Annotated in this window: 23 protein-coding genes; 14 read left to right on the top strand and 9 right to left on the bottom strand. The window is 60.1% G+C overall.

Going from position 1 to position 24,370, the window contains the following annotated elements; all coding sequences use genetic code 11:
* The first annotated feature begins 114 nt into the window (after positions 1-114).
* Positions 115-738 (top strand): glutathione S-transferase family protein, encoded by a 624-nt coding sequence (locus HDE72_RS18420; RefSeq protein WP_183743597.1) that lies wholly within the window; start codon positions 115-117, stop codon positions 736-738.
* Positions 739-775: 37 nt separating this feature from the next.
* On the opposite strand, the gene HDE72_RS18415 is transcribed toward HDE72_RS18420, so the two are convergent.
* Positions 776-1,522: a hypothetical protein gene (locus HDE72_RS18415; RefSeq protein ID WP_183743596.1), complete on the bottom strand. Its 747-nt coding sequence runs from the start codon at positions 1,520-1,522 to the stop codon at positions 776-778.
* Positions 1,523-1,674: 152 nt separating this feature from the next.
* Positions 1,675-3,813 carry a prolyl oligopeptidase family serine peptidase gene (locus tag HDE72_RS18410; RefSeq protein WP_183743594.1) on the bottom strand — a complete coding sequence of 713 codons (2,139 nt, stop codon included), beginning with the start codon at positions 3,811-3,813 and terminating at the stop codon, positions 1,675-1,677.
* Between the two features lie 314 nt (positions 3,814-4,127).
* Here HDE72_RS18410 and cysC point away from each other — a divergent pair, with 314 nt between their 5' ends.
* A complete protein-coding gene (gene cysC, locus HDE72_RS18405; RefSeq protein ID WP_183743592.1) occupies positions 4,128-4,664 on the top strand; it encodes an adenylyl-sulfate kinase in 537 nt (178 codons plus the stop codon).
* 3 nt (positions 4,665-4,667) lie between these two features.
* Here cysC and HDE72_RS18400 read toward each other — a convergent pair whose 3' ends face one another.
* Positions 4,668-5,393, bottom strand: a complete 726-nt coding sequence (locus tag HDE72_RS18400; protein WP_183743779.1) for a GntR family transcriptional regulator — start codon at positions 5,391-5,393, stop codon at positions 4,668-4,670.
* Positions 5,394-5,601: 208 nt separating this feature from the next.
* Here HDE72_RS18400 and HDE72_RS18395 point away from each other — a divergent pair, with 208 nt between their 5' ends.
* Entirely contained in the window at positions 5,602-6,846 is a 1,245-nt protein-coding gene (locus tag HDE72_RS18395; protein WP_183743590.1) for an MFS transporter, read from the top strand.
* Positions 6,847-6,867: 21 nt separating this feature from the next.
* Entirely contained in the window at positions 6,868-7,773 is a 906-nt protein-coding gene (locus HDE72_RS18390) for an amidohydrolase family protein (RefSeq protein ID WP_183743588.1), read from the top strand.
* Here HDE72_RS18390 and HDE72_RS18385 read toward each other — a convergent pair.
* On the bottom strand, positions 7,770-8,273 hold the full coding sequence (locus HDE72_RS18385) for a MarR family winged helix-turn-helix transcriptional regulator (protein ID WP_183743586.1): 504 nt from the start codon (positions 8,271-8,273) through the stop codon (positions 7,770-7,772). The genes HDE72_RS18390 and HDE72_RS18385 overlap by 4 nt on opposite strands.
* 398 nt (positions 8,274-8,671) lie before the next feature.
* On the opposite strand from HDE72_RS18385, the gene glpD reads away from it, so the two are divergent.
* Together glpD and glpK are read left to right on the top strand one after the other, a co-directional pair.
* Positions 8,672-10,243, top strand: coding sequence for a glycerol-3-phosphate dehydrogenase (gene glpD / locus HDE72_RS18380; protein ID WP_183743584.1), 1,572 nt, complete (start codon positions 8,672-8,674; stop codon positions 10,241-10,243).
* 5 nt (positions 10,244-10,248) lie between these two features.
* Entirely contained in the window at positions 10,249-11,748 is a 1,500-nt protein-coding gene (gene glpK / locus HDE72_RS18375) for a glycerol kinase GlpK (protein ID WP_183743582.1), read from the top strand.
* Here the strand turns inward: glpK and HDE72_RS18370 are convergent.
* The gene (locus HDE72_RS18370; protein ID WP_183743580.1) at positions 11,745-12,305 is read right to left on the bottom strand and encodes a YdcF family protein; all 561 of its coding nucleotides are present in this window, start codon (positions 12,303-12,305) and stop codon (positions 11,745-11,747) included. The genes glpK and HDE72_RS18370 overlap by 4 nt on opposite strands.
* Positions 12,306-12,358: 53 nt before the next feature.
* Positions 12,359-13,870, bottom strand: coding sequence for a restriction endonuclease (locus HDE72_RS18365; RefSeq protein WP_260176785.1), 1,512 nt, complete (start codon positions 13,868-13,870; stop codon positions 12,359-12,361).
* Positions 13,871-14,333: 463 nt separating this feature from the next.
* Here HDE72_RS18365 and HDE72_RS18360 point away from each other — a divergent pair, with 463 nt between their 5' ends.
* A complete protein-coding gene (locus HDE72_RS18360; protein WP_183743576.1) occupies positions 14,334-14,819 on the top strand; it encodes a hypothetical protein in 486 nt (161 codons plus the stop codon).
* 3 nt (positions 14,820-14,822) lie between these two features.
* Here the strand turns inward: HDE72_RS18360 and HDE72_RS18355 are convergent, their stop codons facing one another.
* The gene (locus HDE72_RS18355) at positions 14,823-15,455 is read right to left on the bottom strand and encodes a cysteine hydrolase family protein (protein ID WP_183743574.1); all 633 of its coding nucleotides are present in this window, start codon (positions 15,453-15,455) and stop codon (positions 14,823-14,825) included.
* 128 nt (positions 15,456-15,583) lie between these two features.
* Between HDE72_RS18355 and HDE72_RS18350 the strand changes: the two genes are divergently transcribed.
* Genes HDE72_RS18350 through HDE72_RS18340 form a run of 3 tightly spaced genes read left to right on the top strand, consistent with a single transcriptional unit; the run spans position 15,584 to position 18,359 of the window.
* Complete coding sequence (locus HDE72_RS18350; protein WP_409254974.1) at positions 15,584-16,546, top strand: GlxA family transcriptional regulator; 963 nt, start codon at positions 15,584-15,586, stop codon at positions 16,544-16,546.
* 28 nt (positions 16,547-16,574) lie between these two features.
* Positions 16,575-17,339: an AraC family transcriptional regulator gene (locus HDE72_RS18345; RefSeq protein ID WP_183743570.1), complete on the top strand. Its 765-nt coding sequence runs from the start codon at positions 16,575-16,577 to the stop codon at positions 17,337-17,339.
* Positions 17,340-17,399: 60 nt separating this feature from the next.
* Positions 17,400-18,359 carry a DMT family transporter gene (locus HDE72_RS18340; protein ID WP_183743568.1) on the top strand — a complete coding sequence of 320 codons (960 nt, stop codon included), beginning with the start codon at positions 17,400-17,402 and terminating at the stop codon, positions 18,357-18,359.
* 28 nt (positions 18,360-18,387) lie between these two features.
* Here HDE72_RS18340 and HDE72_RS18335 read toward each other — a convergent pair whose 3' ends face one another.
* Positions 18,388-18,735, bottom strand: a complete 348-nt coding sequence (locus tag HDE72_RS18335; RefSeq protein WP_183743567.1) for a hypothetical protein — start codon at positions 18,733-18,735, stop codon at positions 18,388-18,390.
* 146 nt (positions 18,736-18,881) lie between these two features.
* Positions 18,882-19,382 (bottom strand): Lrp/AsnC ligand binding domain-containing protein, encoded by a 501-nt coding sequence (locus HDE72_RS18330; RefSeq protein WP_183743565.1) that lies wholly within the window; start codon positions 19,380-19,382, stop codon positions 18,882-18,884.
* A 105-nt stretch (positions 19,383-19,487) separates the two neighbouring features.
* Here HDE72_RS18330 and HDE72_RS18325 point away from each other — a divergent pair, with 105 nt between their 5' ends.
* The 4 genes from HDE72_RS18325 (at position 19,488) to HDE72_RS18310 (ending at position 24,315) form a co-directional block, all read left to right on the top strand.
* On the top strand, positions 19,488-20,777 hold the full coding sequence (locus HDE72_RS18325) for a D-amino acid dehydrogenase (RefSeq protein ID WP_183743563.1): 1,290 nt from the start codon (positions 19,488-19,490) through the stop codon (positions 20,775-20,777).
* Between the two features lie 7 nt (positions 20,778-20,784).
* Complete coding sequence (gene alr / locus HDE72_RS18320) at positions 20,785-21,915, top strand: alanine racemase (protein WP_260176784.1); 1,131 nt, start codon at positions 20,785-20,787, stop codon at positions 21,913-21,915.
* Positions 21,916-22,002: 87 nt separating this feature from the next.
* Complete coding sequence (locus tag HDE72_RS18315) at positions 22,003-22,560, top strand: NADPH-dependent FMN reductase (protein ID WP_183743559.1); 558 nt, start codon at positions 22,003-22,005, stop codon at positions 22,558-22,560.
* A gap of 156 nt (positions 22,561-22,716) precedes the next feature.
* Complete coding sequence (locus tag HDE72_RS18310) at positions 22,717-24,315, top strand: sensor domain-containing diguanylate cyclase (RefSeq protein WP_183743557.1); 1,599 nt, start codon at positions 22,717-22,719, stop codon at positions 24,313-24,315.
* Positions 24,316-24,370 lie beyond the last annotated feature (55 nt).

The following is a 24,370-nucleotide window of genomic DNA, read 5'->3' as shown; positions in this document are numbered from 1 at the left end:
CGCCAAGCAATCTAAGCTGTAAACGGGGCAAAGTCAACGCGCCTTGGCCGTCTTGTCAGGCTGCTATGATGGTAGGTAAATAACAAATTTTATTATTGATAACGAGACAAAACCATGAAACTGTACACCAGCCCCCGCACGCCGAATCCTCGCCGCGTGACCATGTTCATCGCTGAAAAAGGCATCACCGGCATCGAAGACGTGCCGCTGGACCTGATGGCGGGCCAGCACCGCGAAACCGCCTTTCTGGCGAAAAATCCCATGGCCCGGGTGCCGGCGCTGGAATTGCCGGACGGCCGCGTGCTGGCCGAGACGCGCGCCATCTGCACCTATCTGGAAGGCGTGCAGCCAGAACCGAATTTGATGGGCGAGGGCTTTGACGAGCGCGCCTTCATTGAAATGGCCGACCGCCGGGTGGAATTGCACCTGTTCATGGGCATCGCCAACTGTGTGCGCCACAGCCATCCTGCCCTGGTGGCGCTGGAAAATCCGCAGTTTCCCGATTTCGGCGCGGCCCAGGGGGCGAAGATGCGCGAGACGGCCTTATGGCTGGACCAGTTGCTGGCGCGCCAGCCGTATATTGCCGGCGAGCGTTTCACCATCGCCGACATCACGGCGTTTTGTGCGCTGGAGTTTGCGCGGGGATTGATGAAATACCGGCCAGGAGCGGAAGGCTTGCAGCATTTGCAAGCCTTCCGTGACCGGATAGCAGAGCGCCCCAGCGCTCACATCAAATAAGCGGTTTTTCGGGGCGTTCAGGCTCAGGCGGAGAGTCTTACTTCGCCGCTGGCTCTTGCGGGAAGCTTTGCGTCACATTGCCCTGGTCATCGAGGAAGTTCAGGGCAGGCTTGCCGTCGGGCGATACCAGCATCATGATTTTCGGACGTCCCTGCGCATCGGCCAGGATCACGGCCGACGATTTACCGCGTGTGCGGCCGACGAAGACGCGGCTGGTCTGGGCGCCGCCCGCTTCTTTCCATTTTTGGCGCAGTGCATCTTTTTCCGGGCCAGGCGGCGCCTTGTCCATGGCTTCCTGCAGCGGTGCATAGTCGCTGAGCAGGCCACGGTCATACACTTTCAGGCCCGTTTCCATGCTGCCATTGTTTTCGATATGGCTGAGCGACACTTGCTGGTCGCCGCCAAAGCGGTCCATGGAGAAATGCATGCCGGAGGCTGGCTTGCCCTTGTCATCGAGCTTGCCATCGAAAATCAGGCCGCCCACTTCGTCGCCCCTGCCATTGTAGAAAATCATGCCTGGCTTCTCGCCACGATTGCTGCTCATGGTCTTGCCGTCGACCTTGAATTCCTGCGGCAAGCGTTCGCGGTTGGCGATCACGATGGCCTGGCCGCCATCGGCGTTGAGCACGTTGATGCGTTCGACATTGATTTCGGAAAAGCTGGCGCGGTCATCTTTCTTGGCAGCCATGGTGAGCAAGGCCACCAGGCCGATGCCGGCCACGCCCAGCATGCCTTTTAATAAACGATTTTGACGTTGTACTTCCTGCAGCAATGGATGGTTCATGCATATTCCCGGTTATTTGTTATTTAAATATAAATATTTTACATACGGCAAACCAGGCGCAGCTTTTCGTGCGGCGCCTGGTTTGCCCTGCCCGGCGTCAGCGCGCCGGGCAGGGGAGGACAGAAAGAGTCAGTCTTGCAGTGGGGCGGGGATCAGCGCAGCTGTTCCAGCAGGAAGGTGTAGGTCAGCGCCCACATCAGTGCTTGCTGGTCATTATTGGCGGCGCCGGCATGGCCGCCTTCCGTGTTTTCCCAGTACAGCACGTCGTGGCCTTGGGCTTCCATTTTTGCCACCATCTTGCGCGCATGGCCAGGGTGGACCCGGTCGTCGCGTGTAGAAGTGGTAAACAGGGTGCGTGGATATTTTTTATCCTTCGACACATTCTGGTACGGCGAGTACTTGCTGATGTATGCCCATTGTTCCGGCACGTCCGGGTTGCCATACTCGCCCATCCACGATGCGCCTGCCAGCAGCTTGTTGTAGCGGCGCATGTCGAGCAGCGGTACCTGGCTGACGACGGCGTTGAACAAGTCAGGACGCTGCACCAGCACGGCGCCCGTCAGCAGGCCGCCATTGCTGCCGCCCATGATGCCCAGGTGGCGCGGGCTCGATACTTTGCGCGTAATCAAATCTTGCGCCACCGAGATGAAATCGTCATAGGCGTGCTGGCGGTTTTCCTTCAGCGCCGCCTGGTGCCAGCGCGGGCCGAATTCGCCGCCGCCACGGATATTGGCCAGCGCGTACACGCCGCCCTTGTTCAGCCAGGCTTCGCCGATGATGCCGCTGTAATTCGGCTTCAGTGATACTTCAAAGCCGCCATAGCCATACAGCACGGTCGGATTGCTGCCATCAAACTTCGTCTGCTTGTTCATGATGAGGAAGTAGGGCACTTTGGTGCCGTCTTTCGAAGTCGCTTCGAATTGCTCGACCTTGTAGGGGCTGGCGTCGAAGTAGGCCGGCAGCGACTTGATTTTCGTGCGCTTGTCGTTTTGCGCCGTGCCCAGGTAGAGCGTGGTCGGGTTGAGGAAGTCGGTAACGGTCAGGAAATACTGGTCTGAATCGACGTGGTCGAGCGCGCTGACGGCCAGGGTGCCCAGCTTCGGCGCATCGACGGCGCGGCGCTGCCACTTGCCATTCACGTGGCGCAGTTCCGTGATGCGGTTCTTGACCTTGTCCAGCTCGGTGATCAGGATGGCCGATTTGGTGGCCGCGACATTGTCCAGCGACGAGGTGGCCGTCGGTGCGTACAGCACTTCCAAGTCTTGCTTGCCTTGCATGAAGGCATTGAAATCGGTGGCCAGCAAAGCGCCTTGCGGATAGGTCTTGCCATTGACGGTCCAGGCCGAGCGCAAGGTGATCAGCAACTGGTCGCGCACGGTGAAGGCGGTGGCGTCGTCCGGTTTCGGGACTTTTTTCAGGCTCGCGCCATCGCGCAGGAACATTTCGCCGCTATAGAAATCGATTTGGCGTTCGATGAACTGGTGCTCATGGCCGGGCGTGAAATCCTTGTAGGCGCCTGCGCTCAAGTCTTCGGGCTTGGCTTCGTACAAGGTTTGCGCCTGCGCCAATGGCGTGCCGCGCTGCCATTGCTTGATGATGCGCGGGTAGCCCGAGCTGGTCATCGAGCCGGGGCCGAAATCGGTAGAAACGAACAGGGTATCCTGGTCTATCCAGCTGGCGCTGCCCTTGGCTTCAGGCAAGCTGAAGCCGCCCTCGACAAAAGCGCGCTTGGCCACGTCGTATTCGCGCACGACATTGGCGTCACCGCCGCCGCGCGACAGCGAGATCAAACAGCGTTCGCCTTTTGGATACAGGCAAGATGCGCCGGCCCAGACCCAGTTTTCATGCTCGCTGGCCGCCAGTTGGTCGAGGTCGATCACGGTTTCCCAGGCAGGCTCTGGCGTCTGGAATTGCGCCAGGGTGGTGCGGCGCCAGATGCCGCGCACGTGCTGGGCGTCGCGCCAGAAATTGTAGTAATACTCGCCGTTCTTGCTGACGTAAGGAATGCGCTCCTTGGAATTGAGGATGGTTTTCAGGCGCGCCTGCAAGGCAGGGAAGCCGGGCTGGCCTTCCAGCTCCTTGACGCTGACAGCATTGTGCTGCTTGACCCAGGCCAAAGACTTTTCACCGAGTACGTCTTCCAGCCACAGATACGGATCCGTGCCGGCCGGGTCACTGACGGCAGGATCGCTGGCGGGCGCGGCGGCCGGGGTAGGGGATTGTGCGTGGGCGATGCCCGCTGTAGCCAGGCCCAGCAGCATGCTGCCGGCCAGTTTGCGATATAAAGACATTGCGTTTTTTCCTCGAGGGTTCTGGTCTATGGCGTTTTGCAAGCAAAACGGCGCAGCCATGTTGCCATGAATTGCCTCGAGGAACCAGTGTCGTGTAGTTGTAGTGAGGAAAAGACATGCTTTTCCAATATTATTTGCTTGTGTGTCCGTTGACCGTAGAATCTGCGGCCACTTTTTCAGGCGAGGCAGGCATGGCTTGCCCCTGCATCACCCAATATGATCTGGCGCAAACAGGTGTTCAGATTGGCGGCGAAGATAGGTTTTTTTGCAGTGCTTTGCTATATTGCAAGCTACACATTAAACAGGGACAGACGATGCCACAGCCGACATACGCCATCACCGCGCCGCCCACGCTCTGGCTGACAGGCTTGAGCGGCGCGGGCAAGACCAGCATTGCGCAGGCGCTGGAACAGCAGTTGCGCGCCGAAGGGGTAGCGGTCTTTGTGCTCGATGGCGATGTGTTGCGGCAAGGCTTGAACCGCGACCTGGGCTTTGCGCCCGGCGACCGGCGTGAAAATATCCGCCGTACGGCCGAAGTGGCGCGCCTGATGAACCAGGCGGGGGTGCTGGTGATCGCGGCGCTGATTTCACCGTACCGCGACGACCGCAGCATGGCTGGCGAAATTATCGGCGCGGCGCAGTTCATCGAAATCCATATCAGCACGCCGGTGGCAGTGTGCGAGGCGCGCGATCCCAAGGGGCTGTATGCGCGTGCACGCGCCGGTGAACTGCCTCAGTTTACGGGCGTTTCCGCGCCCTATGAAGCGCCGCTGGCCCCCGCCTTGTCGCTTGACACGGCTCTGCTATCGCTAGCCGAGGCCGTTGCCTTGCTGCGGCGCCAGCTGGCGTGATGCTTAACGTATCTCTACCTGGTAGCGGAAACCATCGGCCGGCCCCCGCGAGCGGCGCCATTCCAGCGGCTGGCGGTCGTAGCCCAGCGCCAGGCGCTCGATGATCACCACCGGCTGGCCCGCCTGGATTGCAAGTAAGCGGGCCTCGTCCTCATCGGCGGAAGCGACCGTCAGCGTTTCCTGCGCCGAAGCGATCACCTTGCCGCAGCGCGCTTCATAAAACGGATACAGCAAATCGGGGAAGTCTTCCACCTCGACCTTCAGCAGCGCGGCAAACGGGGTGTGCGGCAGCCAGATTTCTTCCAGCAGCACGGGTTTGCCATCGACCAGGCGCAAGCGCTCCAGGCGCAAGGCTTGCGCTTTTTTTGCCAGTCCCAGCGCGCTCACGACAAACGCCGGCGGCGTGGTCAGGCTGCGTTCCAGGATGCGGCTTTGCGGCACGACCGGCTGGCCTTGCCTGACTTGATGACGGAAAAAGCGGAACAAGGAACTGTCAAAACTGGGCCGGCGGATGAACGTGCCGCGTCCCTGGTTGCGTTCCAGCATGCCATCGGCCACCAGCGTTTCCACCGCCTTGCGCACCGTACCTATCGCCACCCCATACAGCCTGGTCAATTCAATTTCAGTGGGTATCGCCACGCCCGTTTGCCATTCGCCGCCAGCAATCCTGGCCAGCATGTCATCGCGCAGACGCTGGTACAGGGGCAAACGGTCATCGTGGGCGGGAATGGTGTGTTTCATCATGGGCTGGACGTGAATAAGGGGTGAATGCTCAGCACTGTATCTGGATATGGGCTGCCAGTCCATCCTGCGGCGGCCGCTGAAGTTGATTGACAAAGCCAATTTCCCGGCCTAAGATTCGTTCAAACATCTATATGTTTATATGATTTAATAAAAACAGACAGGCCATCTTGTCGTATGAAATTGAGGAGACACAATGTTTAACTGGTATCGGCAGGTATCCGCGCTGGAACGCAAGACGTTCTGGGCCTGCTTCAGCGGCTGGGCGCTCGATGCGCTCGATGTACAGATTTTTACCCTCGCCATTCCCGCGCTGATCGCCGCCTTTGGCCTGGATAAAGGGCAGGCCGGCATGATCAGCGCCGCGACCTTGGTCTCGTCGGCGCTGGGCGGCTGGGTGATCGGCGCTGTCTCGGACCGCCTTGGCCGCGTGCGCACCTTGCAACTGACCATCGTCTGGTTTTCCCTGTTCACGTTTTTATGCTCGTTTGCGCAAACCTTCCCGCAATTGATCGTGCTGAAAGCCTTGCAAGGCTTTGGTTTCGGCGGCGAGTGGGCCGCTGGCGCCGTGCTGATGGCTGAATCGGTGCGCAGCGAGCATCGCGGCAAGGCCATGGGCACCGTGCAAAGCGCGTGGGCGGTAGGCTGGGCCGCTGCCGTGATCCTCTACACGATACTGTTTTCCTGGTTGTCGCCGGACCTGGCCTGGCGCGCCATGTTCATGCTGGGCCTGCTGCCCGCCTTGCTGGTGGTGTATGTGCGCCGTTCGATACCCGAGCCGGCCAAGATTGTCCTTCCTCCATCCAAAGACAAGGTGGCGCTGGTCGGCATCTTTTCTCCGGCGCTGCTGAAAACCACCGTGATCGGCAGCCTGCTGGGCATGGGCGCCCACGGCGGCTATTACGCGCTGATGACCTGGCTGCCGACTTACCTGGGCACGGAACGCCATCTGTCGGTGCTGGGCACCGGCGGCTACCTGGCGGTAATCATCGCCGCCTTCTGGCTCGGTTGCATTGCCAGTGCGCAATTGCTCGACCGCATAGGCCGGCGCCGCAACGTGGCCCTGTTCGCCGTCTGCTCGACGATTACCGTGCTGGTGTATCTGCTGATCCCGATGGGCAATACGGCCATGTTATTTCTCGGCTTTCCGCTGGGCTTCTTTGCCGCCGGCATACCGGCCAGCCTGGGCGCGCTGTTCAATGAACTGTATCCCGCCGCGATACGGGGCGCCGGCGTGGGCTTTTGCTACAACTTTGGCCGCATCGCCTCGGCCGGTTTCCCGCTGCTGGTCGGCTATATGAGCCGCTCCATGCCGCTGGGCGAGGCGATCGGCATCGACGCCGCCATCGCCTACGGCCTGGTGGTGATCACCGTCTTGCTGCTGCCTGAAACCATGGGCAAGAAGCTCGATGGCACGCTTGACGCGGTGGCTTCCCATTAAAACCTCAATCGAGTGATCACGATGACGACGCGACGCGATTTTACTTTTACCCTGATGTGTTCGGCTGCAGGGATGGCGCTTGCGCCCCTGGCCGGATGCGCGACCACGCAAAGAATGACTTCCATGACCGCTATCGATTGCCATGCCCATGTATTCCTGCACAGCCTGCCGATGCCGGACCCGCGCCGCGCACCAGCCGGCTACGATGCGACGCCGGCCGCTTATCTGGGTTTGCTGGATGCCCACGGCATGTCGCACGGAGTGCTGGTGCAACCCAGTTTTCTCGGTCTCGACAATAGCTATCTGGTCAGCGTATTGCGCGCCCATCCCCGGCGCTTGCGCGGCATCGCCGTGGTGGCGCCCGGCGTATCGGTGCAAGAACTCGACGCCTTGCAGGGTGCTGGCGTGGTCGGCATCCGCCTGAACCTGGTCGGCTTGCCGGCGCCCGACTTTGCCAGCCCTGGCTGGCCGGAATTGCTGGAACAGGTGAGGTTGCGCGATTGGCAAGTCGAGGTGCACCAGATAGCGCAGGAACTAAAACCGGTGCTGGCGCCCTTGCTGGCCGCTGGTGTAAAAGTGGTGGTCGACCATTTTGGCCGCCCCAGCGCCATGCTGGGCGTCAATGATCCCGGCTTTCGCTATCTGCTGTCGCTGGGGCAGACGCGGCGCGTCTGGGTCAAGCTGTCTGGCGCCTACCGCAACGGCCCTGGTGGCCGCGGCGAAGAAACGGCGCTGGCCGCGATGCCCTTGCTATTGCGTGAATTTGGTGCGGAGCGGTTGATATGGGGCAGCGACTGGCCGCATACGCTGTTCGAGAAAACCGCGCATTACGATACCGAGTTCAGGCTGATGGAAAGCTGGCTGCCGGATCTGGCGCAGCGCCAGGTGGTGCTGCACGATACGCCGGCACGGCTGTTCCGCTTTTAATTGAGCGGGACGCTCTTCAATTGGTGCGTGCGCGCCACTTCCTTCAGCGCTTCGAGCAAGTCCTCACGCAATTGCTGGGGCAGCTTGCCAAAGAATTCCTCGTCGTTCTGGTCGGCGATGCCGGCCAGCACCGGCACCAGCGCCTCGCCTTCGCTGGTCAGCTCGATCGAGTGCTGGCGGCGGTCGGCCAGCAAGATCGATTTGCTGACCATGCCCTTGCTTTCCAGGCGATCGATCAGTTTTGACACGGCGCCCTTGCTCATGCCGGCCACTTGCGCCAGCACAGTGGGCGAGGTGCAGCCCAGGCGGAACATTTCCCGCAAAACCACCCATTCGGAAACGGTAACGCCATTGGCTTCGGCTTTTTTCTGGAAGCTGTGCGAAACGTGATTGGAAACAAAGCGCAGCCAGTATCCCAGGTGTGCTTCCAGTTCGCTGACAGAGGCCGTATTCGGGCGGGAGGCAGGCGGCATGACGGCCGCTTCAAAATTATGGCTCATTTTATTTCCTTCACTTCGCGGCGCAACCGGCGGGGTTGGGGCCTTCGCGCTTTTGCTGTCGAGTGGTTTGTTGGGGAACAGTCATATTGCGAGTTATTTCTCACTGATTTGACAAGAATTACAACGTTTCATGCGGATCTTTATTTTCTTTACTTAAGATGCACTTAAGACAAATATCATTTATATAACTGTATTGCCAGATAGCAAGATTAAAAAAATAATGCATGTTGTATCTATTGTAACATCATCTTGGGCTATCCATCAAGCTTTCATGGCGCTTTCTGATCACGGCGGCGGGTGGCGATGCGGGCAACGCGTATGGAGAATGTGTTGCTGAGTATTCGTGTTCTGGCGTAACCTCCTTCTTTCTGCCTGCCACAGGCAATCATGGAGTCCAGATGGCCGCAACACCGTACGATGAAGCAGTTCCCCTGGAAAGTGACTGCGAGCTGCTGGTGGTGGGCGGCGGCATCAATGGCGCCGGCATTGCGCGCGATGCGGCCGGGCGTGGCCTGTCAGTGCTGCTGTGCGAACAGCATGACCTGGCGGCGCATACCTCGTCCGCTTCCACCAAGCTGATACATGGCGGCTTGCGCTACCTGGAATATTATGAATTTCGCCTGGTGCGCAAGGCGCTGGCCGAGCGCGAAGTGCTGCTGCGCTCGGCGCCCCACATCATCTGGCCCTTGTCTTTTGTGATGCCGCACGCCCGTGGGCAGCGCCCGGCCTGGCTGATACGGGCTGGCCTGTTTCTATATGATCATCTGGCGCGGCGCGAATTGCTGCCCGCTTCGCATGGCATCGACTTGCGCAAGCATGTGGCGGGCCAGCCCTTGAAACCCGAGTTCAGGCGCGGTTTCGTGTATGCCGACGGCTGGGTCGACGATGCGCGCCTGGTGGTACTCAACGCCATCGACGCCAAAGAGCATGGGGCGCGCATCCATACGCGCACGCGCTGCACGGCCTTGCTGCGTGACGGGCAATACTGGCGGGCGACCTTGCAGCACGGTGACGGCAGGCAGTCCACCGTGCGGGCGCGCGCCGTGGTCAACGCGGCCGGCCCCTGGACTTCGGATTTTTTACAGCAGGCCGCGCCCGGCAACCACCGCCAGCATGTGCGTTTGATCAAGGGCAGCCATATTGTCGTCAAGCGCCTGTTTGCGCATGATCATGCCTACATCTTCCAGCACCATGACGGCCGCATCGTGTTTGCGATTCCGTATGAACACGACTTTACCCTGATCGGCACCACCGATCTCGATTACCACGGCGACAGCGCCAGGGTGGAAATCGATGCAGCGGAAATTGCCTATCTATGTGCACTGTCGAGCGAGTATTTCAGCCAGCCGATTGTGCCCGCTGACGTGGTCTGGACCTATGCGGGCCTGCGTCCGCTGGTGGAAGAGGCGGCAGCTAGCCAGGAAGATGCGAAAGCCGTCACGCGCGATTACCGTTTCGAGCTGGACCAGGAGGGGCATGGCCCGCCGCTGCTGAGCATATTTGGCGGCAAGATCACCACCTTCCGCAAGCTGGCCGAAGAAGCGCTGGACTTGCTGGCGCCGCTGCTGGGCAATAAGCATGGCGCCTGGACGGAAAACGCCTGCCTGCCCGGTGGCGACCTGTTTGGCAGCGAGCCCAGCAACCGTTCCGTGCGCGAATTCGGTCAGTTCGTGTTGGCGCTGCAGCGGCAATATGGCTGGCTGCCGGCTGCGCTGGTGGCCCGTTACGCGCGCGCTTATGGCAGCCGCACCCATGTGCTGCTGGCCGGCCGCAGCAGTGTGCCCGAGATGGGCGAGGAAATTGCCGCCAGCCTGTATGCGGCTGAAGTGGACTATCTGCAGCGCCACGAATGGGCCGTGAGCGCCGACGATATACTGTGGCGGCGCTCCAAGCTGGGCCTGCATCTGCCGCCCGAGACGGCTGCCAGACTGGAAAGCTGGCTACAAGATCATCCATACAAGAACACATAATACCCATGACTCAATACATACTTGCCCTGGACCAGGGAACCACCAGTTCGCGCGCCATCCTGTTCGACCATGCAGGCCGGCCGCACGCCAGCGCGCAGCAGGAATTTCGCCAACTATTCCCGCAGCCGGGCTGGGTAGAGCACGACTCCAATGAAATCTGGAGCTCGCAACTGGCGGTGCTGCAACAGCTGATGCGCGACAGCGGCGTGGCGGCCAGCGATATCGCCGCCATCGGCGTGGCCAACCAGCGCGAAACTACCGTGTTGTGGGACCGGGCCACGGGCGAGCCCGTCGCCAATGCGATCGTCTGGCAAGACCGGCGCAATGCCGCGTTCTGCGAGCAACTGCTGGCGCAGGGCAAGGCGCAGTCGATACAGCAAAAGACGGGGCTGGTGCTGGATGCGTATTTTTCCGCCACCAAGCTGAAATGGCTGCTCGATCACGTGCCGGGCGCCCGCGCGCGCGCCGAACGCGGCGAACTGGCGTTCGGCACCATCGATACCTGGCTGATCTACAAGCTGAGCGGCGCGCACATCACCGACACCAGCAATGCCTCGCGCACCATGCTGTTCAATATTCACACCCTGCAATGGGATGCGGATTTGCTGGCGCTGCTGGAGATTCCCGCCTCGCTATTGCCCGATGTGCTGCCGTCGAGCGGCGTGGCCGCGCACACGCATGCGGCGCTCTTGGGTGTACCCGTGCCGATTGCCGGCATCGCCGGCGACCAGCAGGCGGCCACCTTTGGCCAGGCTTGCTTGCAGCCCGGCATGGCGAAAAATACCTATGGCACGGGCTGTTTCATGCTGATGAATGTGGGCAAGCAGCCGCTGCCATCGAAAAACCGGCTCTTGACGACCGTGGGCTGGAGCTTGAGCGAAGCCAGGGGCAGCACAGATTATCTGCTGGAAGGCAGCGCCTTTATCGCCGGCGCAGCCGTGCAATGGATGCGCGACGGCCTGGGCATCATCCGCGACTCGTCCGAAGTGGAAGCGCTGGCCACCAGCGTGCCCGATACCGGCGGCCTGGTGTTCGTGCCTGCATTTGCCGGCCTGGGCGCGCCGTACTGGGACCCGTATGCGCGCGGCACCTTGATCGGCATCACGCGCGGCACGGGGAAAGCCCACATCGCGCGCGCCGCGCTGGAAGGCGTGGCCTATCAAAACGTGGACGTATTGTCCGCCATGCAGGATGACGCCGGCATTGCGCTGAGCGAATTGCGCGTCGATGGCGGCGCGGCCCGCAACGATATGCTGATGCAATTCCAGGCCGACATATTAAATGTGCCCGTGGTGCGCCCCGTGGTGACGGAAACCACCGCCCTGGGCGCGGCCTACCTGGCGGGTCTGGCCGTGGGTTTCTGGGATTCCGAAGAAGAAATCGCGTCCCAATGGCAGGTGGCGCGGCGTTTCGAGCCAGCCATGGGAGCCGATGAACGCCTGGCGCGCCTGCATAAGTGGCAGCGCGCCGTGGATCGTTCGCGCGACTGGAGCGCAGGAAGTTAAGGCTTCGTGTAATACACGGCGTACGCCACCGTTTCGCGCGGAACCGAATACAGGTCGCGCAGCTCGAAGTAGGGCGCATGCACATTGCCGCTGACGGCGATGCCGGCCCGTTCCAGCGCCAGCCTGAAGCGTGGCACATGGAAATACTGGGTCGCCACCATGGCCGTCTGCAAGCCATGGCTGCGCAAGTACGTTGCCGCGTTGCGGGCAGTCGCCTCCGTGGTCCAGCCTTGATTATCCTCGATGATGGCGCTATCCGGCACGCCCTGCTTGCGCAGGTAACTGGCCATCGAGGCTGCCTCGTCAAAACCTTCCTTGCCGGTGCCGCCGCTGACAAACAGGCGCGGCGAGCGCCGTTCCCGGAATTGCTTCAAGGCCACATCGAGCCGCGCCTGCAGGCGAGGGCTGGGCCGGCCATCGGGCGCGATGGTGTTGCCGGGCACGACGATCATGTCGGCTTGCGCCAGCTGGTCGTGCAGGCCCGTGGCAACGAGGGCGCCGGTGGCCAGCAGAAAGGTGCCGGCAGCGGCCAAGGTCAGCAGTATGAGTTTGTGCATCTTTGATCGGGTACAGGGAATGGCAACATCATACCTGTGCTTTTCTGTATGAACTAGCTGACCGGAACAATCCTGGCATGCACATCAGCGTGCTCTCGCAGCAGGTATAGTAAAGCTGAGCCGTCTATCAGTTCGATCGGCTTATCGGCCGAGAAAGTATAGGCGTCGGGGCCATATTTGCTGGTTGTGACCAGGATGCCCTTGTTTGCTCCTTCATTTAACATGGTCCCGTATAGATCTCGCACTGCACTCACACCTACGGTATCTTTATATCGTTTGGCCTGAATAACAACTTTTCCACCGAGGACAGGCCGGATATCAAATGCCACGGCGTCCACCCCACCGTCCCGTGAGCTGCAAGTGAGCTTGGTCTCCAGTCCCATTTTCCCAAATAAATTTGCAACCAGAACCTCAAACTGTGTTGGAGTGAGTTCAAGTAAATTTGCCCGGTTTTCCAACTCATTCAATGCATCGCCCTGCAAAACAAATCGCTTATCGACCATATTAAATTCGATGACCGGTTTGACTGCGAGCAGTTCAGCGGGACGGGCAGAAATATGTGCACCCAGGGTACGCAAGCATGCGACAGGATCGGCGCGGTGCAAATTAATCATTATAAAAGTATCGCGTGCTGCACGCACCGAAATGACAGGCACGCGGGTATCGTGGCCTGTCGCCGGATCATGCGTATCAATGATGCCGGTAAATGAGAGCACCTGGATCGCCAATGCCTGATCGGCTTCGAAGAGCTCGTGCATGGTGCGCAAGGCAATTTCCGCGATCAGTTGCCGGTAAATGCCCTGGATATCTGCGGGCTTACGCACTTTGGGTTCGATACTGTCTTTGCTTTTTATGTGGCGAAATTCGATGGTGGCAGGGACTATCGAAATCAATGGCAAGTCGTACTCAACAGCCAATGTACCGTTTTGCGGGTCGAAGGCCAGACGAAATTGTTGAGGGAAATCGTTGACGGGATACTCTGACCTGGATAGCACCATTTCACAGTAAGTGACCAGGGCATCGCGGTCGTGTGAGAAATAATCCGCCTTGAATTGATCGATCTCGCTATTCCGCTCTGATTGGGCCGCATAAAAAGCTGCTTTTCGCGCGTCATATTCATGGCGCTCCTGCTCCCTGAAGAAATTCTTTGCGATCTCCTGTATGTTGAATGCTAACAACTGCTTGTTATAATTTTCTGTTGCGGTTTTTTCCTGCAATTCATGACGCCTGGCTACATGAGGTATGAATGTTGACCACGCGGGAGGAGGTTGGTGCAGAACCCGCTCTGGACTTGAGCTACTGCGCAAGCGGGGCGATATTTCAAAAGGGGCGAATTTTTCCGTTGGCCGAAGACGATCAAAATTAATCGTATCATCAACAGCAAGAGTGTGAGCCAGCACGCCACGCAAACTAGCCAGGCAATCCTCAATTTCATCGTTCAGGTCTGCGACCTCTTGCTGCCTTAATTCCAGATAGTCGATCTTTGCCTGTTTTTCTGAAGCCTTTATATCACGCAGGGATTGCGCAGCGGCCATCCGCTGCTTGCGCTCATAAACGCGCTGCATCGTTGCGGCGCCTCGCTCTTGTCGCTTCCTTTCCCTCTCCGCAGCTGCGATGGCTCTGCCTGTAGCGCGGATGAATCCTTCAAATCCTGAGCGGCGCCCCATGTCGTGTCCCTGGTTCATTGTGGAATTAATATGATACCGCAATCATTTTTTTATCCAGATAACACACTGTGACACCAATACCGCTCAATAAAGGTGCTTCTGGACAGAAGCTTCGGGCCTTGCATCATGTTGTGTAGCCCTGAATGACGATGGCGCGCGATACCAGGGAACCATTCAGAATGGCCCTGTCCGCAATAAATGGGGAATCTTCCTGCAAGGCTGAGGTCTGACTGATCAGACCGGTCGAACAGTATTGAAGGCAACGCCGGGAGAGTTCCACACTTGACAGTGCCATGGCTTTTTCTATGTTAGGATTAATTATCTGATAATTTGTCGTGACAGACTCACCAGGAGGCTCCCGATGACAGCCGTTTCCACTCTTTTGATCGCCATGGCCCTGGCCGCGCAAGCGGATGGACAATATGAGCGCGCCGAGCGCGGCGATGATATCCAGCTGGTGTGTTACGGCGAAGCGGAAAAAACCATCGTGCAGAACCGTTCCGGCATGGAATGGGACAATGACAAGCACCAATACGTGCAGAAATCGGCGATTGAAACGGGCAAGAGCAATTTCGATACGGCCGTCAATGTCTCGGTGCACGGTAGTGCCGCCCAGATCCACTTGCCGAAGCAACTGGTGCCGCCGATCCACTCGGACAGCAATAATGGCTGGTGGGATGTGATGGATCTGATTGTCGGCCACGATGAAATACGCGGCCGCTTCCAGCTCAATAGCCTGAACCGGCCCACCCTCGTGATCAACCGCCGCAGCGGCGTGATCACGGTCGACGGCATGATCAAGTTCAGCGGCCGCTGCGAGCCCGATGACGGGCACCGGCGCTTTTAAAACTCAAGCTGCGGTCCGGGCGCGCTGGTTCGACAGGTAAATATTGTCCCTCTCCAAAGGATTGCCTTGCTGCACGGCCGCGATCCATTCTTGCGTGCTGACCACGGGCGCGAAGTTGGAATGGAAGACCGTGCTGAAGACGCGGTGGATTTCTTCGGCGCTGGCCTGGCCGGCCGCATTGGCGTAGGGCAGCGAGCCGGTCGCGTCGCTGAGTGTTTCCACGTGCAAACCGTTGTGGACCGCGTGAAAGATGGCGGCTGCGTTGCAGTTATGCGTCATGTAGCCGACGATGCTCAAGGTGTCGATATTGTGCTGGGCCAGCCAGGCCGCCAGGTCGGTGCCGGCAAAGGCGCTGCTCATGCTTTTGTTGATGTGGTGGTCGGCGGCAAAGCTGGCCACGGCCGGGTGCAACTGCCAGTTGTCGCTGCCCTTGGCAAACACCGGCGAGTCGGATGGCGCGTCGTGCTGGACCACGATCACGGGCACGCCGGCGGCGCGCGCTGCGTTCATGGCCTTGCTGATATTTGGCAGGGAAATATCCACGGACGGGTATTCGATGGGCATATTGCCCGTAAAGTATTCATTTTGCACATCGATGACGAGCAGGGCGCGGCGTGGAGCTGGGGCTGGGGACATGGGAGTTCTCCTTGAAAAGTCCGGTTTAAAAGTTGATAGCCACATTGTGGGACGGCGCGCTGTCGCCGGCGAGTGGCCTGAAGGCCATTATGAGATAGAATCGGGCCATGCTGAATATACACACTCCCCTGACCGTGGCCGTGATCGCCTTTGATGGCATGACGCCGTTTCACCTGTCCGTGCCTTGCCTGGTGTTTGGCGCCCAGTTGAACGAACCTGATCTGCCCCGCTTTCAGGTGCGCGTCTGCGCTGCCGATCCTGTGCCCTTGGGCACGGCAGCCGGCTTTGCCATCACGCCCGAGTTCGGCCTTGAGGGGCTGGACGGCGCCGATATCATCATCATGCCGGCCTGGCACGACGATTGCCGCGATGCATCACCGTCCTTGCTCGACGCCTTGCGTGCTGCCAGTGTGCGCGGCGCGCGCATGGTGGGCCTGTGCCTGGGGGCATTTCCACTCGCGCAGGCGGGGCTGCTGGATGGCAAGATCGCCGCCACGCACTGGAATATGGCAGACGCGCTGGCGGTGCGCTATCCCAAAGTCAAAGTGGACCGCGAAGTGCTGTATGTCGACGATGGCGGCGTGCTGACCTCGGCTGGCGTGGCGGCGGGCCTCGATTGCTGCTTGTTTCTGCTGCGCCAGCTGGCCGGCGCCGAGGTGGCCAACCGGGTGGCGCGGCGCTTGCTGGTGGCGCCCCATCGCCAGGGTGGGCAGGCGCAATTCATCGAGTGGCCGCTGCCCGTGTCCGGCAGTGACGGCCGGTTTGCCGACGTGCTGGCCTGCGTCACGGCCAACCTGGGGATGGACCACAACATCGATGCGCTGGCCGAGCGGGCCGCCATGAGCCGCCGCAACTTCACCCGGCATTTCCGCCAAGCCACGGGTACATCATTTAAACAATGGCTGCTGAACCAGCGCCTGACCCATGCGCAAGGCATGCTGGAAAAAAGCGAGGCATCGATCGATGTCGTGGCGCAAGAAGCCGGTTTCGGCACGGCATTATCGCTGCGCCAGCATTTTCGGGCCAGCCTGCAGACTTCACCGTCGGCCTACCGCAAGTTGTTCCGGCAGCAGGCTGAACTGCTAGAATAAACCCTTCCCCGCGCCACACGGCCACGCCATGTCCAGCACCTCGTCCACTCTCATCGATCTCAGCCTGCGCAGTTATGCGGAGTTGCGCGCGCCGAACCGGCATGATTATGTGCAGCTGGTGTTGCCCATGCATGGGCAGTTGCTGCTGGAGATAGAGGGCAGGACAGGGCGGGTCGATACGCAGCAGGGTGTGGTGATACCGTCCGGCGCCTGGCATGCCCAGCATAGCCAGGTGGCCAATAGTTCCATCATCCTTGACGTGGATGAGGCGAGCGTGACATCTGGCAATTGGCAGCGTCTGCTGGATAAACCGTATATGGCGCTTGGCCAGGGGGCGCGAAAATTGATTGAATACATGGGCTTGATGGCGCAGCAGCAGATGCTGACGCCAGCCCTGGCCCAGGGCTGGACGCCGTTGCTGCTCGATACGCTGCTGCTCGATGCGCCGCAAGCCACCTCGCGCCTGAGCGCGCTGCTGGTGCGCGTGCAAAGCGATCCGGGCCAGCCGTGGTCGACGGACACCATGGCGCGCTGCGCCTGTTTGAGCGTGAGCCGCCTGCACGCCTTGTTCCGCTCGGAATTGCAGACCACGCCGCATGCCTGGCTGTTGCAGCAGCGCCTGAGCCGCGCCTGCGAACTATTGACGACCAGCAAGGCCACGATTGCCCAGATCGCCTTGCTTGCCGGTTTTTCAGAGCAGAGCGCATTGACGCGCGCCATGCGCGACAGCATTGATGTGACGCCGTCTGCCTACCGCCGTCTACGTCGCGAGGCCAGGTCAAAAGTGCAGTAGAGCGTGTCAAGAATTGCCCGGCTATTCCTTCCACACTGTCTTCTTTTCAGGAGATTGTGTATGGAAGTAAACAAGACCCGCTCGGGGATGGCCGCCGGCATCGTTGCCGGTGCGCTGTGGGGGCTGGTATTCCTGGCCCCGGCCTTGATCCCCGCGTTTCACCCTTTGGAACTGGCGGCCGGGCGTTACCTGGCCTATGGCCTGATTGCCGCCATCCTGATCGCGCCTGCCTGGATGCGCTTGCTGCGTACCCTGACGTGGCAGGATTGGCGCGCCCTGGTCTGGCTCAGCCTGACAGGCAATATCGTGTATTACATCTTGCTGGCCAGCGCCGTGCAAACGGGCGGCGTGGCGCTGACGTCGATGGTGATCGGCTTGCTGCCGGTGGTGGTCACCCTGGTCGGCAGCCGCGACCAGCACGCCGTGCCACTGCGGCGCTTGCTTCCTTCGCTGCTGCTGAGCGCTGGCGGCTTGCTGTGCATCAGCTGGCAGCCGCTCTCGCATCCGGGCCATGGCTCGGTGATCGGCTTGCTGTGTGCAATCGCGGCGCTGCTGTCGTGGACTGTGTATGCCGTCAGCAATAGCCGATGGCTGGGCCAGTTGCGCGGTGTGTCGGCGCAGGAATGGAATTTGCTGACGGGGCTGGTCACGGGCGCTGGCGCGCTATTGCTGCTGATACCGGCGCTGGGCGTGGCGACTTCCGGGCGCAGTAGCTCGGCATGGCTGGTGTTTGCCGGCGTGGTCAGTGGCGTGGCTATCTTGTGCTCGGTAGTCGGCAATGGCTTGTGGAATTATGCCAGCCGCGTCTTGCCGCTGGCCATGATGGGGCAAATGATCGTGTTTGAATTCCTGTTTGCCCTGTTATATGGCTATATTTGGGAGCAGCGCTGGCCGACGGTTGCCGAGTGCGCCGCGATGAGCTTGCTGGTGGCGGGCGTGGTGTCTTGCGCCCTGGCCCACCGGCCATCGCAAAAGACGGCGCTGAAAAGGACTCAGCCCGATGGCATGCCATCAGGCTGAGCGGGGTGACTGTGTGTTGTGTAAAGCGCTATCGGCGTGGCTCGTGTATCCGGTATTTCCGAACTACCCCGGCCTGGTCGAACATGACGGCCACTTCGCGCGTGCCTTTCGGTTCCAGCAGAGGGAGGTAGCGGCTGACGGACGGCGATTGCAACTGGTTTTTATAAACCCAGACTTCATAGCCGGGGTCGAAGCTGACGACGGTGGCGTTGCCCAGGGCGGCGTCGAGGTCGACGCGGGTGGTTTTGCCGACGGTAATGTTTTGATAAATGGCGCCATTGGCCGGGGCGCGGTTGACCTTGTATTCGCTGGCAGTGCACATGGCGACGGCCAGGCCCGCGAGGCAGCAAAACGCCAGTTTCATGATTGTATTCATAACATGCTCCCTGTGTGCATCACGGCTTCCAATCTCGGGGAGGTGCGCGATGTCAGGACTGCAGTGTGCTGGCGTTTCGTCAAACAGGCTACATGATTATACAAAGGTGCAAATAGCAATGCCACTGGTACTGCATTCCGGTACTTTTACCGGTTTTGCAGTACCTCGGTAGACAGCGCCAGGGTTTCCTTGATCTCTTCCATCACCACATAGCTTTTCGATTGCGCGGCGCCGGGCAGTTGCAGCAGCATGTCGCCCAGCAATTTGCGGTACTCGGCCATTTCGTGGATGCGCGCCTTGATCAGGTAATCGAAGTCGCCCGAGACCAGATGGCATTCCTGCACTTCGGGGATCTGCAGCACTTCGCGGCGGAATTGCTCGAAGGCCAGCGCCGATTTTTGATTGAGGGTAATTTCGACAAACACCAGCAGTTTGGCGCCCAGCGCAGCCGGGTTGACCTTGGCGTGATAGCCGGTGATGACGCCGTCGCGCTCCATGCGCTTGACCCTTTCGATGCAGGGCGTGATCGACAATCCCACCTGTTCACCGAGCTCTTTCATGGACACGCGGCCATCCTGTTGCAGGATGCGCAGGATGTGGCGATCCAGCTTATCGAGTCCCCGCGCCGATTCTTTAAGAATTCTCATGATTTATTGCTGAATTTCTCGATTTATACGTGAACAAATACTGGGTCATTCCCAATATGATAGCGGTAAATTTGGCAATGTGCCCTAAATTTAATTGAGGAAATTATGCGTATCGTGATTCTGGGTAGCGGCGTCATCGGCGTCACCAGTGCCTACTATCTGGCCAAGGCGGGACATGAAGTGACCGTCATCGACCGCCAGCCCGGTCCGGCGCTGGAAACCAGCTTCGCCAATGCGGGTCAGATTTCTCCCGGCTACGCCTCGCCGTGGGCTGCGCCCGGCATTCCCCTGAAGGCCGTGAAATGGATGATGCAGCGCCACGCGCCGTTGTCGATCTCGCTCGATGGCAGCATGGCGCAGCTGAAATGGATGTGGCAAATGCTGCAGAACTGCACGCCGGAAGCGTATGCCGTCAACAAGGAACGCATGGTGCGCCTGGCCGAGTACAGCCGCGACTGCTTTAAAGTCTTGCGCGCCGAAGCGGGCATTACTTATGAAGGCCGCCAGCAAGGCACCATGCAATTGTTCCGTACTGAAAAACAGTACAACGAGGCCGCCAAGGATATCGAAGTACTGAAAGACGCGGGCGTGCCGTTTGAAGTGCTGCAGCGCGATGAATTGTCGCGCGCCGAGCCGGCGCTGGAAGCGGTCAAGGATAAATTGTTTGGCGGCCTGCGTTTGCCCAACGATGAAACCGGCGACTGCCAGTTGTTTACCACCCGATTGGCTGAAATGGCCGTGGCACTGGGCGTGACATTCCGCTACGGCGTGGCGATCGACGCCTTGCTGACGGAAAACGATACCATTGCCGGCGTGCAGTGCGGCGCGGAAGTGCTCAAGGCCGATTCCTATGTGGTGGCCCTGGGTTCCTATTCGACCGGCTTCATGCAGCCGCTGCTGGAAATTCCCGTGTATCCGCTGAAAGGTTATTCGATCACCGTGCCCATCGTCGACGGCAGCAAGGCGCCCACCTCGACCATCCTCGACGAAACCTACAAGATCGCCGTCACCCGTTTCGATGACCGCATCCGTGCGGGCGGCATGGCCGAGATCGCGGGCTACAATCTGCGTTTGAACCCGCGCCGCCGCGAAACCCTGGAAATGGTCGTCAACGACCTGTTCCCTGGCGGCGGCAACACGGCCGAAGCCACCTTCTGGACCGGCTTGCGCCCGATGACGCCGGACGGCACGCCTATCGTCGGCCGCACGCCGCTGCGCAATCTGTTCCTGAACACGGGTCACGGCACTCTGGGCTGGACCATGTCCTGCGGTTCGGCGCAATTGCTGTCCGACCTGATCTCGTCGAAAAAGCCAGCCATCCTGGCCGACGATTTGTCCGTCAGCCGCTATGCGGGCCTGCAGCGCGGCGGCAAGCTGCAATACGCGGGTGCCTGAGATGGTCATGCCTCCGAAAGAGCGTAGCGGCGCCATCCTGACGGTGGACCTGGGCGCCGTGCGCGCCAACTACCGCTTGCTGCGCAGCACCGCCCATCCGGCAGTCTGCTCGGCGGTGGTGAAGTCCGACGCCTATGGCCTGGGCGCCGCGCAAGTCGGTGCGGCCCTGTATGAAGAGGGTTGCCGCCACTTTTTCGTGGCCCACCTGGAAGAGGGCATCAGCCTGCGCCCGCACGTGGCGACCGATGCCGATATCTTCGTGCTGCACGGCCCGCCGGTCGGCACGGAAGGCGAATTCACCGCCCATGGCTTGATTCCCGTGCTCAACAGCACGCAGCAGGTAGCCGGCTGGCGCGCCCATGCCAAGCTGCTCGGCAAGACCTTGGACGCCATCGTGCAAGTCGACAGTGGCATGTCGCGCATGGGCTTGTCGCCGCAGGAAGTCGATGCCTGGCTGGCCGACGCGAACTTTCTCGATGGCATCAATGTGCGCTACATAATGAGCCACCTGGCCTGCGCCGATGAACGCAGCCACCCCATGAATGCCGAGCAGCTGGCTTGCTTCACCGCCATCCGCGCGCGCTTGCCGCAATACCGCGCCAGCCTGGCCAATTCCTCGGGTGTATTCTTGTCGCCCGACTATCACTTCGACCTGGTGCGCCCCGGCGCGGCCCTGTACGGCATTGCGCCGCACGCCGATGCACCGAATCCCTTGCGTCCGGTAGTGCGGCTGCAAGGCAAGGTATTGCAGACGCGCACGATTGCCGCCGGTGACCATGTGGGTTACAGCCGCCGCTACACGGCCAGCGAGCCGCGCCAGGTGGCCACGGTGTCCGTCGGTTACGCCGATGGCTGGCTGCGCAGCATGAGCAACCAGGGCCTGGCCATCGTCGATGGCGTCAAAGTGCCGCAAATCGGCAATATCTCGATGGATTCGATCACCCTCGACGTCAGCGCGATTGCGCCGGAACGCCTGTCGCCCGGCAGCCTGGTGGACCTGATCTGCGCCGAACATACGGTCGATGCGGTGGCCGCCATGGCCAATACCATCGGCTACGAGGTGCTGACCAATCTCGGTGGACGTTATTACCGCGAGTATCAAGGATTGGCGCAAGGCCTGGCAGGGGCGGCACACTAGCGTGAGAAATTCCTGAATTTTGTGGCAAGATGGCCCTGGCGTGACGTTCTGCTCCAGGGCTTTTTTTCAACCATATCAGGAGTTCCCATGAGTCAATACCAAGTGGCAATCATTGTTGGCAGCCTGCGCAAGGATTCCTTCAACCGCAAACTGGCCGAGGCCATCATCAAGCTGGCGCCGCCTGAATTTTCGTTCAAGCATATTGAAATCGGCGACCTGCCTTTGTATAACCAGGATGACGACGGCGCCCAGGCCGAACAGGTGCGGCGCTTGAAGACCGATATTGCCGATTCGCAAGCTGTACTCTTCCTTACCCCCGAATACAACCGTTCGATACCCGGCGTGCTGAAAAACGCCATCGATCACGCCTCGCGTCCGTATGGCCAAAGCGTGTGGGCCGGCAAGCCGGGCGCCGTGCTGGGCGTGTCTGTGGGCGCCGTCGGCACGGCCCTGGCGCAGCAGCATTTGCGCAATGTGCTGGCCTACCTCGACGTGCCGCTGCTGGCCCAGCCGGAAATGTTTATCCAGGCCAAAGAGGGCTTGTTCGACGAGCATGGCGCCATCGGCGCGGCCAGCCTGGGTTTCTTCCAGGGCTGGATGCAGCGCTATGTGGACTGGGTAAAAAAGCACGCGATTCACGCCTGAGCAGGGCATTAACTGACTTGGGCGGCAAAGTTATCATTGCCGCCTGAAAATAGTCTTTTGTGGCGTGTATTTGTTTTTTTACAGCTTAGGCCTACTTTTCTGCTCGTATAATGTGCACTTTTGCTACGCGCAATCGTGCGCATTGTTGCCGACTCCATGTGGACTAAACCTGTTCTGCGCATGAACTTGCGCCGTTTGATCGTGCTGGTCGCTTTTGCCAGCGCCTTGATTTCCCTGGTCAATACTTTCTATGCCAGCTACAAGGTCCAGCGCCAGTTGCTGATCAACACCACACTGGAAGCCAATCACGCCTATGCAAGCAAGCTGGCCAGCACGGCCGAGGATTTCCTGCAGTCGGCCCGCCAGCAACTGGCCTATAGCGCCGCGCGCTTGCCGCTGCACATGGCCAATGGCGATATGCTGGCCGATGAGGCGCAACGTTTGCGCCTGCAAACCAACAGCTTTAATTCCGTACTGATCGTCAACGCCCAGGGCAAGGTGCTGGGCGTGTCGCCGGAAACCCTGGGCTTGAAAAACCGCCAACTCGATTCGCCGGGCGCCAGACATGCGCTGCAAGAGCGCCGCCCCGTGATCAGCGAACCCTATGTCTCGACGGCAGGTAATCTGGTGGTGTTTATTTCCCACCCCATCGTCGACAAGGATGGCCGCTATCTTGGTTATGTGGGCGGCAGTATTTATCTGAAGCAAAAGAGCATCCTGTTCAGCATGCTCGGCCATCACTACTACCGCGATGGCTCTTATTTATATGTGGTCGACCAGAACCGGCGTCTGCTGTACCACCCGGACCCTGAACGGCTGGGCGAGCAGGTCGGCGCCAACAGCATGATCGACACCATCATCGCGCGGCGTGAGGCGGGCAGCACCCGCATGGTCAACAGTGTTGGTGTCGACATGCTGGCTGGCTACGCCGTGATGCCGTCGACGGGCTGGGGCATCGTGGCCCAGCGGCCCACGGCGATGACCCTGGCGCCCTTGAACCAGCTGATGCTCGATACCGTCTGGCATTCCTTGCCGATCGCCTTGCTGAGCCTGCCATTCATCTGGTGGCTGGCCAGGCTGATTTCGCGGCCCCTGGGTCAATTGGCGGAAAGCGCCAGCCGCATGGACCGGCATGGCACGGCCGAGCATATCGGCACCATCCGCGCCTGGTATCTGGAAGCGTCGCAAATTAAAAAGGCCTTGCTGCTGGGCTTGTCGCTATTGCAGCACAAGATAGGCAAGCTGAAGTTCGACGTGCAGACCGACCCGCTGACGGGACTGTCCAACCGGCGCGGCATGGCGGCGGCGCTGGAAGCGTGGCAGGCGCAGGCGCGGCCATTCGCGGTGGTGGCCATCGATATCGACCATTTCAAGCAAGTCAACGACCAGCGCGGCCATGCCGTCGGCGATGCAGTCATTCTGCACCTGGCCCAGCTGATGCGCTCTTGTTCGCGCGATGCCGACGTGCTGTGCCGCAATGGCGGCGATGAATTCCTGATGCTCTTGCCTGACGCCGGCCTGAATGCGGCGGTGCGCGTGGCCGAGCGCCTGCGCGCGCGCGTGGCCGACGCCGATATTCCAGGCGCCGGCGCCGTCACTGTGTCGCTGGGCGTGGTGGCCTCGGTGCAAGAGGCCGTGGATGCCGCCGCCATCCTGCACGCCGCCGATGCAGCGCTGTATGAAGCCAAGAAAAAGGGCCGCAACTGCGTGGGCGTGGCCAGTGCGCAAGAGCATTTACTGATCGATAATGCTTGACCTTCCTTACATGGGAAGGTTTATAGTGAGGTCGTTAATCAAGGTTTTTTAGAGA

It is taken from the genome of Janthinobacterium saanense (genome assembly GCF_014200675.1).
In the GTDB taxonomy this organism is placed as follows: domain Bacteria; phylum Pseudomonadota; class Gammaproteobacteria; order Burkholderiales; family Burkholderiaceae_D; genus Janthinobacterium.
The sequence above is the reverse complement of the archived record's forward strand: the minus strand, read 5'-3'. Positions and strand labels throughout refer to the sequence as shown.

Excerpts from the sequence above, each read along its gene's own strand:
- HDE72_RS18420 (WP_183743597.1), top strand. The coding sequence starts at position 115 with ATGAAACTGTACACCAGCCCCCGCACGCCGAATCCTCGCCGCGTGACC.
- HDE72_RS18415 (WP_183743596.1), bottom strand. The coding sequence starts at position 1,522 with ATGAACCATCCATTGCTGCAGGAAGTACAACGTCAAAATCGTTTATTA.
- HDE72_RS18410 (WP_183743594.1), bottom strand. The coding sequence starts at position 3,813 with ATGTCTTTATATCGCAAACTGGCCGGCAGCATGCTGCTGGGCCTGGCT.
- cysC (WP_183743592.1), top strand. The coding sequence starts at position 4,128 with ATGCCACAGCCGACATACGCCATCACCGCGCCGCCCACGCTCTGGCTG.
- HDE72_RS18395 (WP_183743590.1), top strand. The coding sequence starts at position 5,602 with ATGTTTAACTGGTATCGGCAGGTATCCGCGCTGGAACGCAAGACGTTC.
- HDE72_RS18390 (WP_183743588.1), top strand. The coding sequence starts at position 6,868 with ATGACGACGCGACGCGATTTTACTTTTACCCTGATGTGTTCGGCTGCA.
- HDE72_RS18385 (WP_183743586.1), bottom strand. The coding sequence starts at position 8,273 with ATGAGCCATAATTTTGAAGCGGCCGTCATGCCGCCTGCCTCCCGCCCG.
- glpD (WP_183743584.1), top strand. The coding sequence starts at position 8,672 with ATGGCCGCAACACCGTACGATGAAGCAGTTCCCCTGGAAAGTGACTGC.
- glpK (WP_183743582.1), top strand. The coding sequence starts at position 10,249 with ATGACTCAATACATACTTGCCCTGGACCAGGGAACCACCAGTTCGCGC.
- HDE72_RS18370 (WP_183743580.1), bottom strand. The coding sequence starts at position 12,305 with ATGCACAAACTCATACTGCTGACCTTGGCCGCTGCCGGCACCTTTCTG.
- HDE72_RS18365 (WP_260176785.1), bottom strand. The coding sequence starts at position 13,870 with ATGCAGCGCGTTTATGAGCGCAAGCAGCGGATGGCCGCTGCGCAATCC.
- HDE72_RS18360 (WP_183743576.1), top strand. The coding sequence starts at position 14,334 with ATGACAGCCGTTTCCACTCTTTTGATCGCCATGGCCCTGGCCGCGCAA.
- HDE72_RS18355 (WP_183743574.1), bottom strand. The coding sequence starts at position 15,455 with ATGTCCCCAGCCCCAGCTCCACGCCGCGCCCTGCTCGTCATCGATGTG.
- HDE72_RS18345 (WP_183743570.1), top strand. The coding sequence starts at position 16,575 with ATGTCCAGCACCTCGTCCACTCTCATCGATCTCAGCCTGCGCAGTTAT.
- HDE72_RS18340 (WP_183743568.1), top strand. The coding sequence starts at position 17,400 with ATGGAAGTAAACAAGACCCGCTCGGGGATGGCCGCCGGCATCGTTGCC.
- HDE72_RS18335 (WP_183743567.1), bottom strand. The coding sequence starts at position 18,735 with ATGAATACAATCATGAAACTGGCGTTTTGCTGCCTCGCGGGCCTGGCC.
- HDE72_RS18330 (WP_183743565.1), bottom strand. The coding sequence starts at position 19,382 with ATGAGAATTCTTAAAGAATCGGCGCGGGGACTCGATAAGCTGGATCGC.
- HDE72_RS18325 (WP_183743563.1), top strand. The coding sequence starts at position 19,488 with ATGCGTATCGTGATTCTGGGTAGCGGCGTCATCGGCGTCACCAGTGCC.
- alr (WP_260176784.1), top strand. The coding sequence starts at position 20,785 with ATGCCTCCGAAAGAGCGTAGCGGCGCCATCCTGACGGTGGACCTGGGC.
- HDE72_RS18315 (WP_183743559.1), top strand. The coding sequence starts at position 22,003 with ATGAGTCAATACCAAGTGGCAATCATTGTTGGCAGCCTGCGCAAGGAT.
- HDE72_RS18310 (WP_183743557.1), top strand. The coding sequence starts at position 22,717 with ATGTGGACTAAACCTGTTCTGCGCATGAACTTGCGCCGTTTGATCGTG.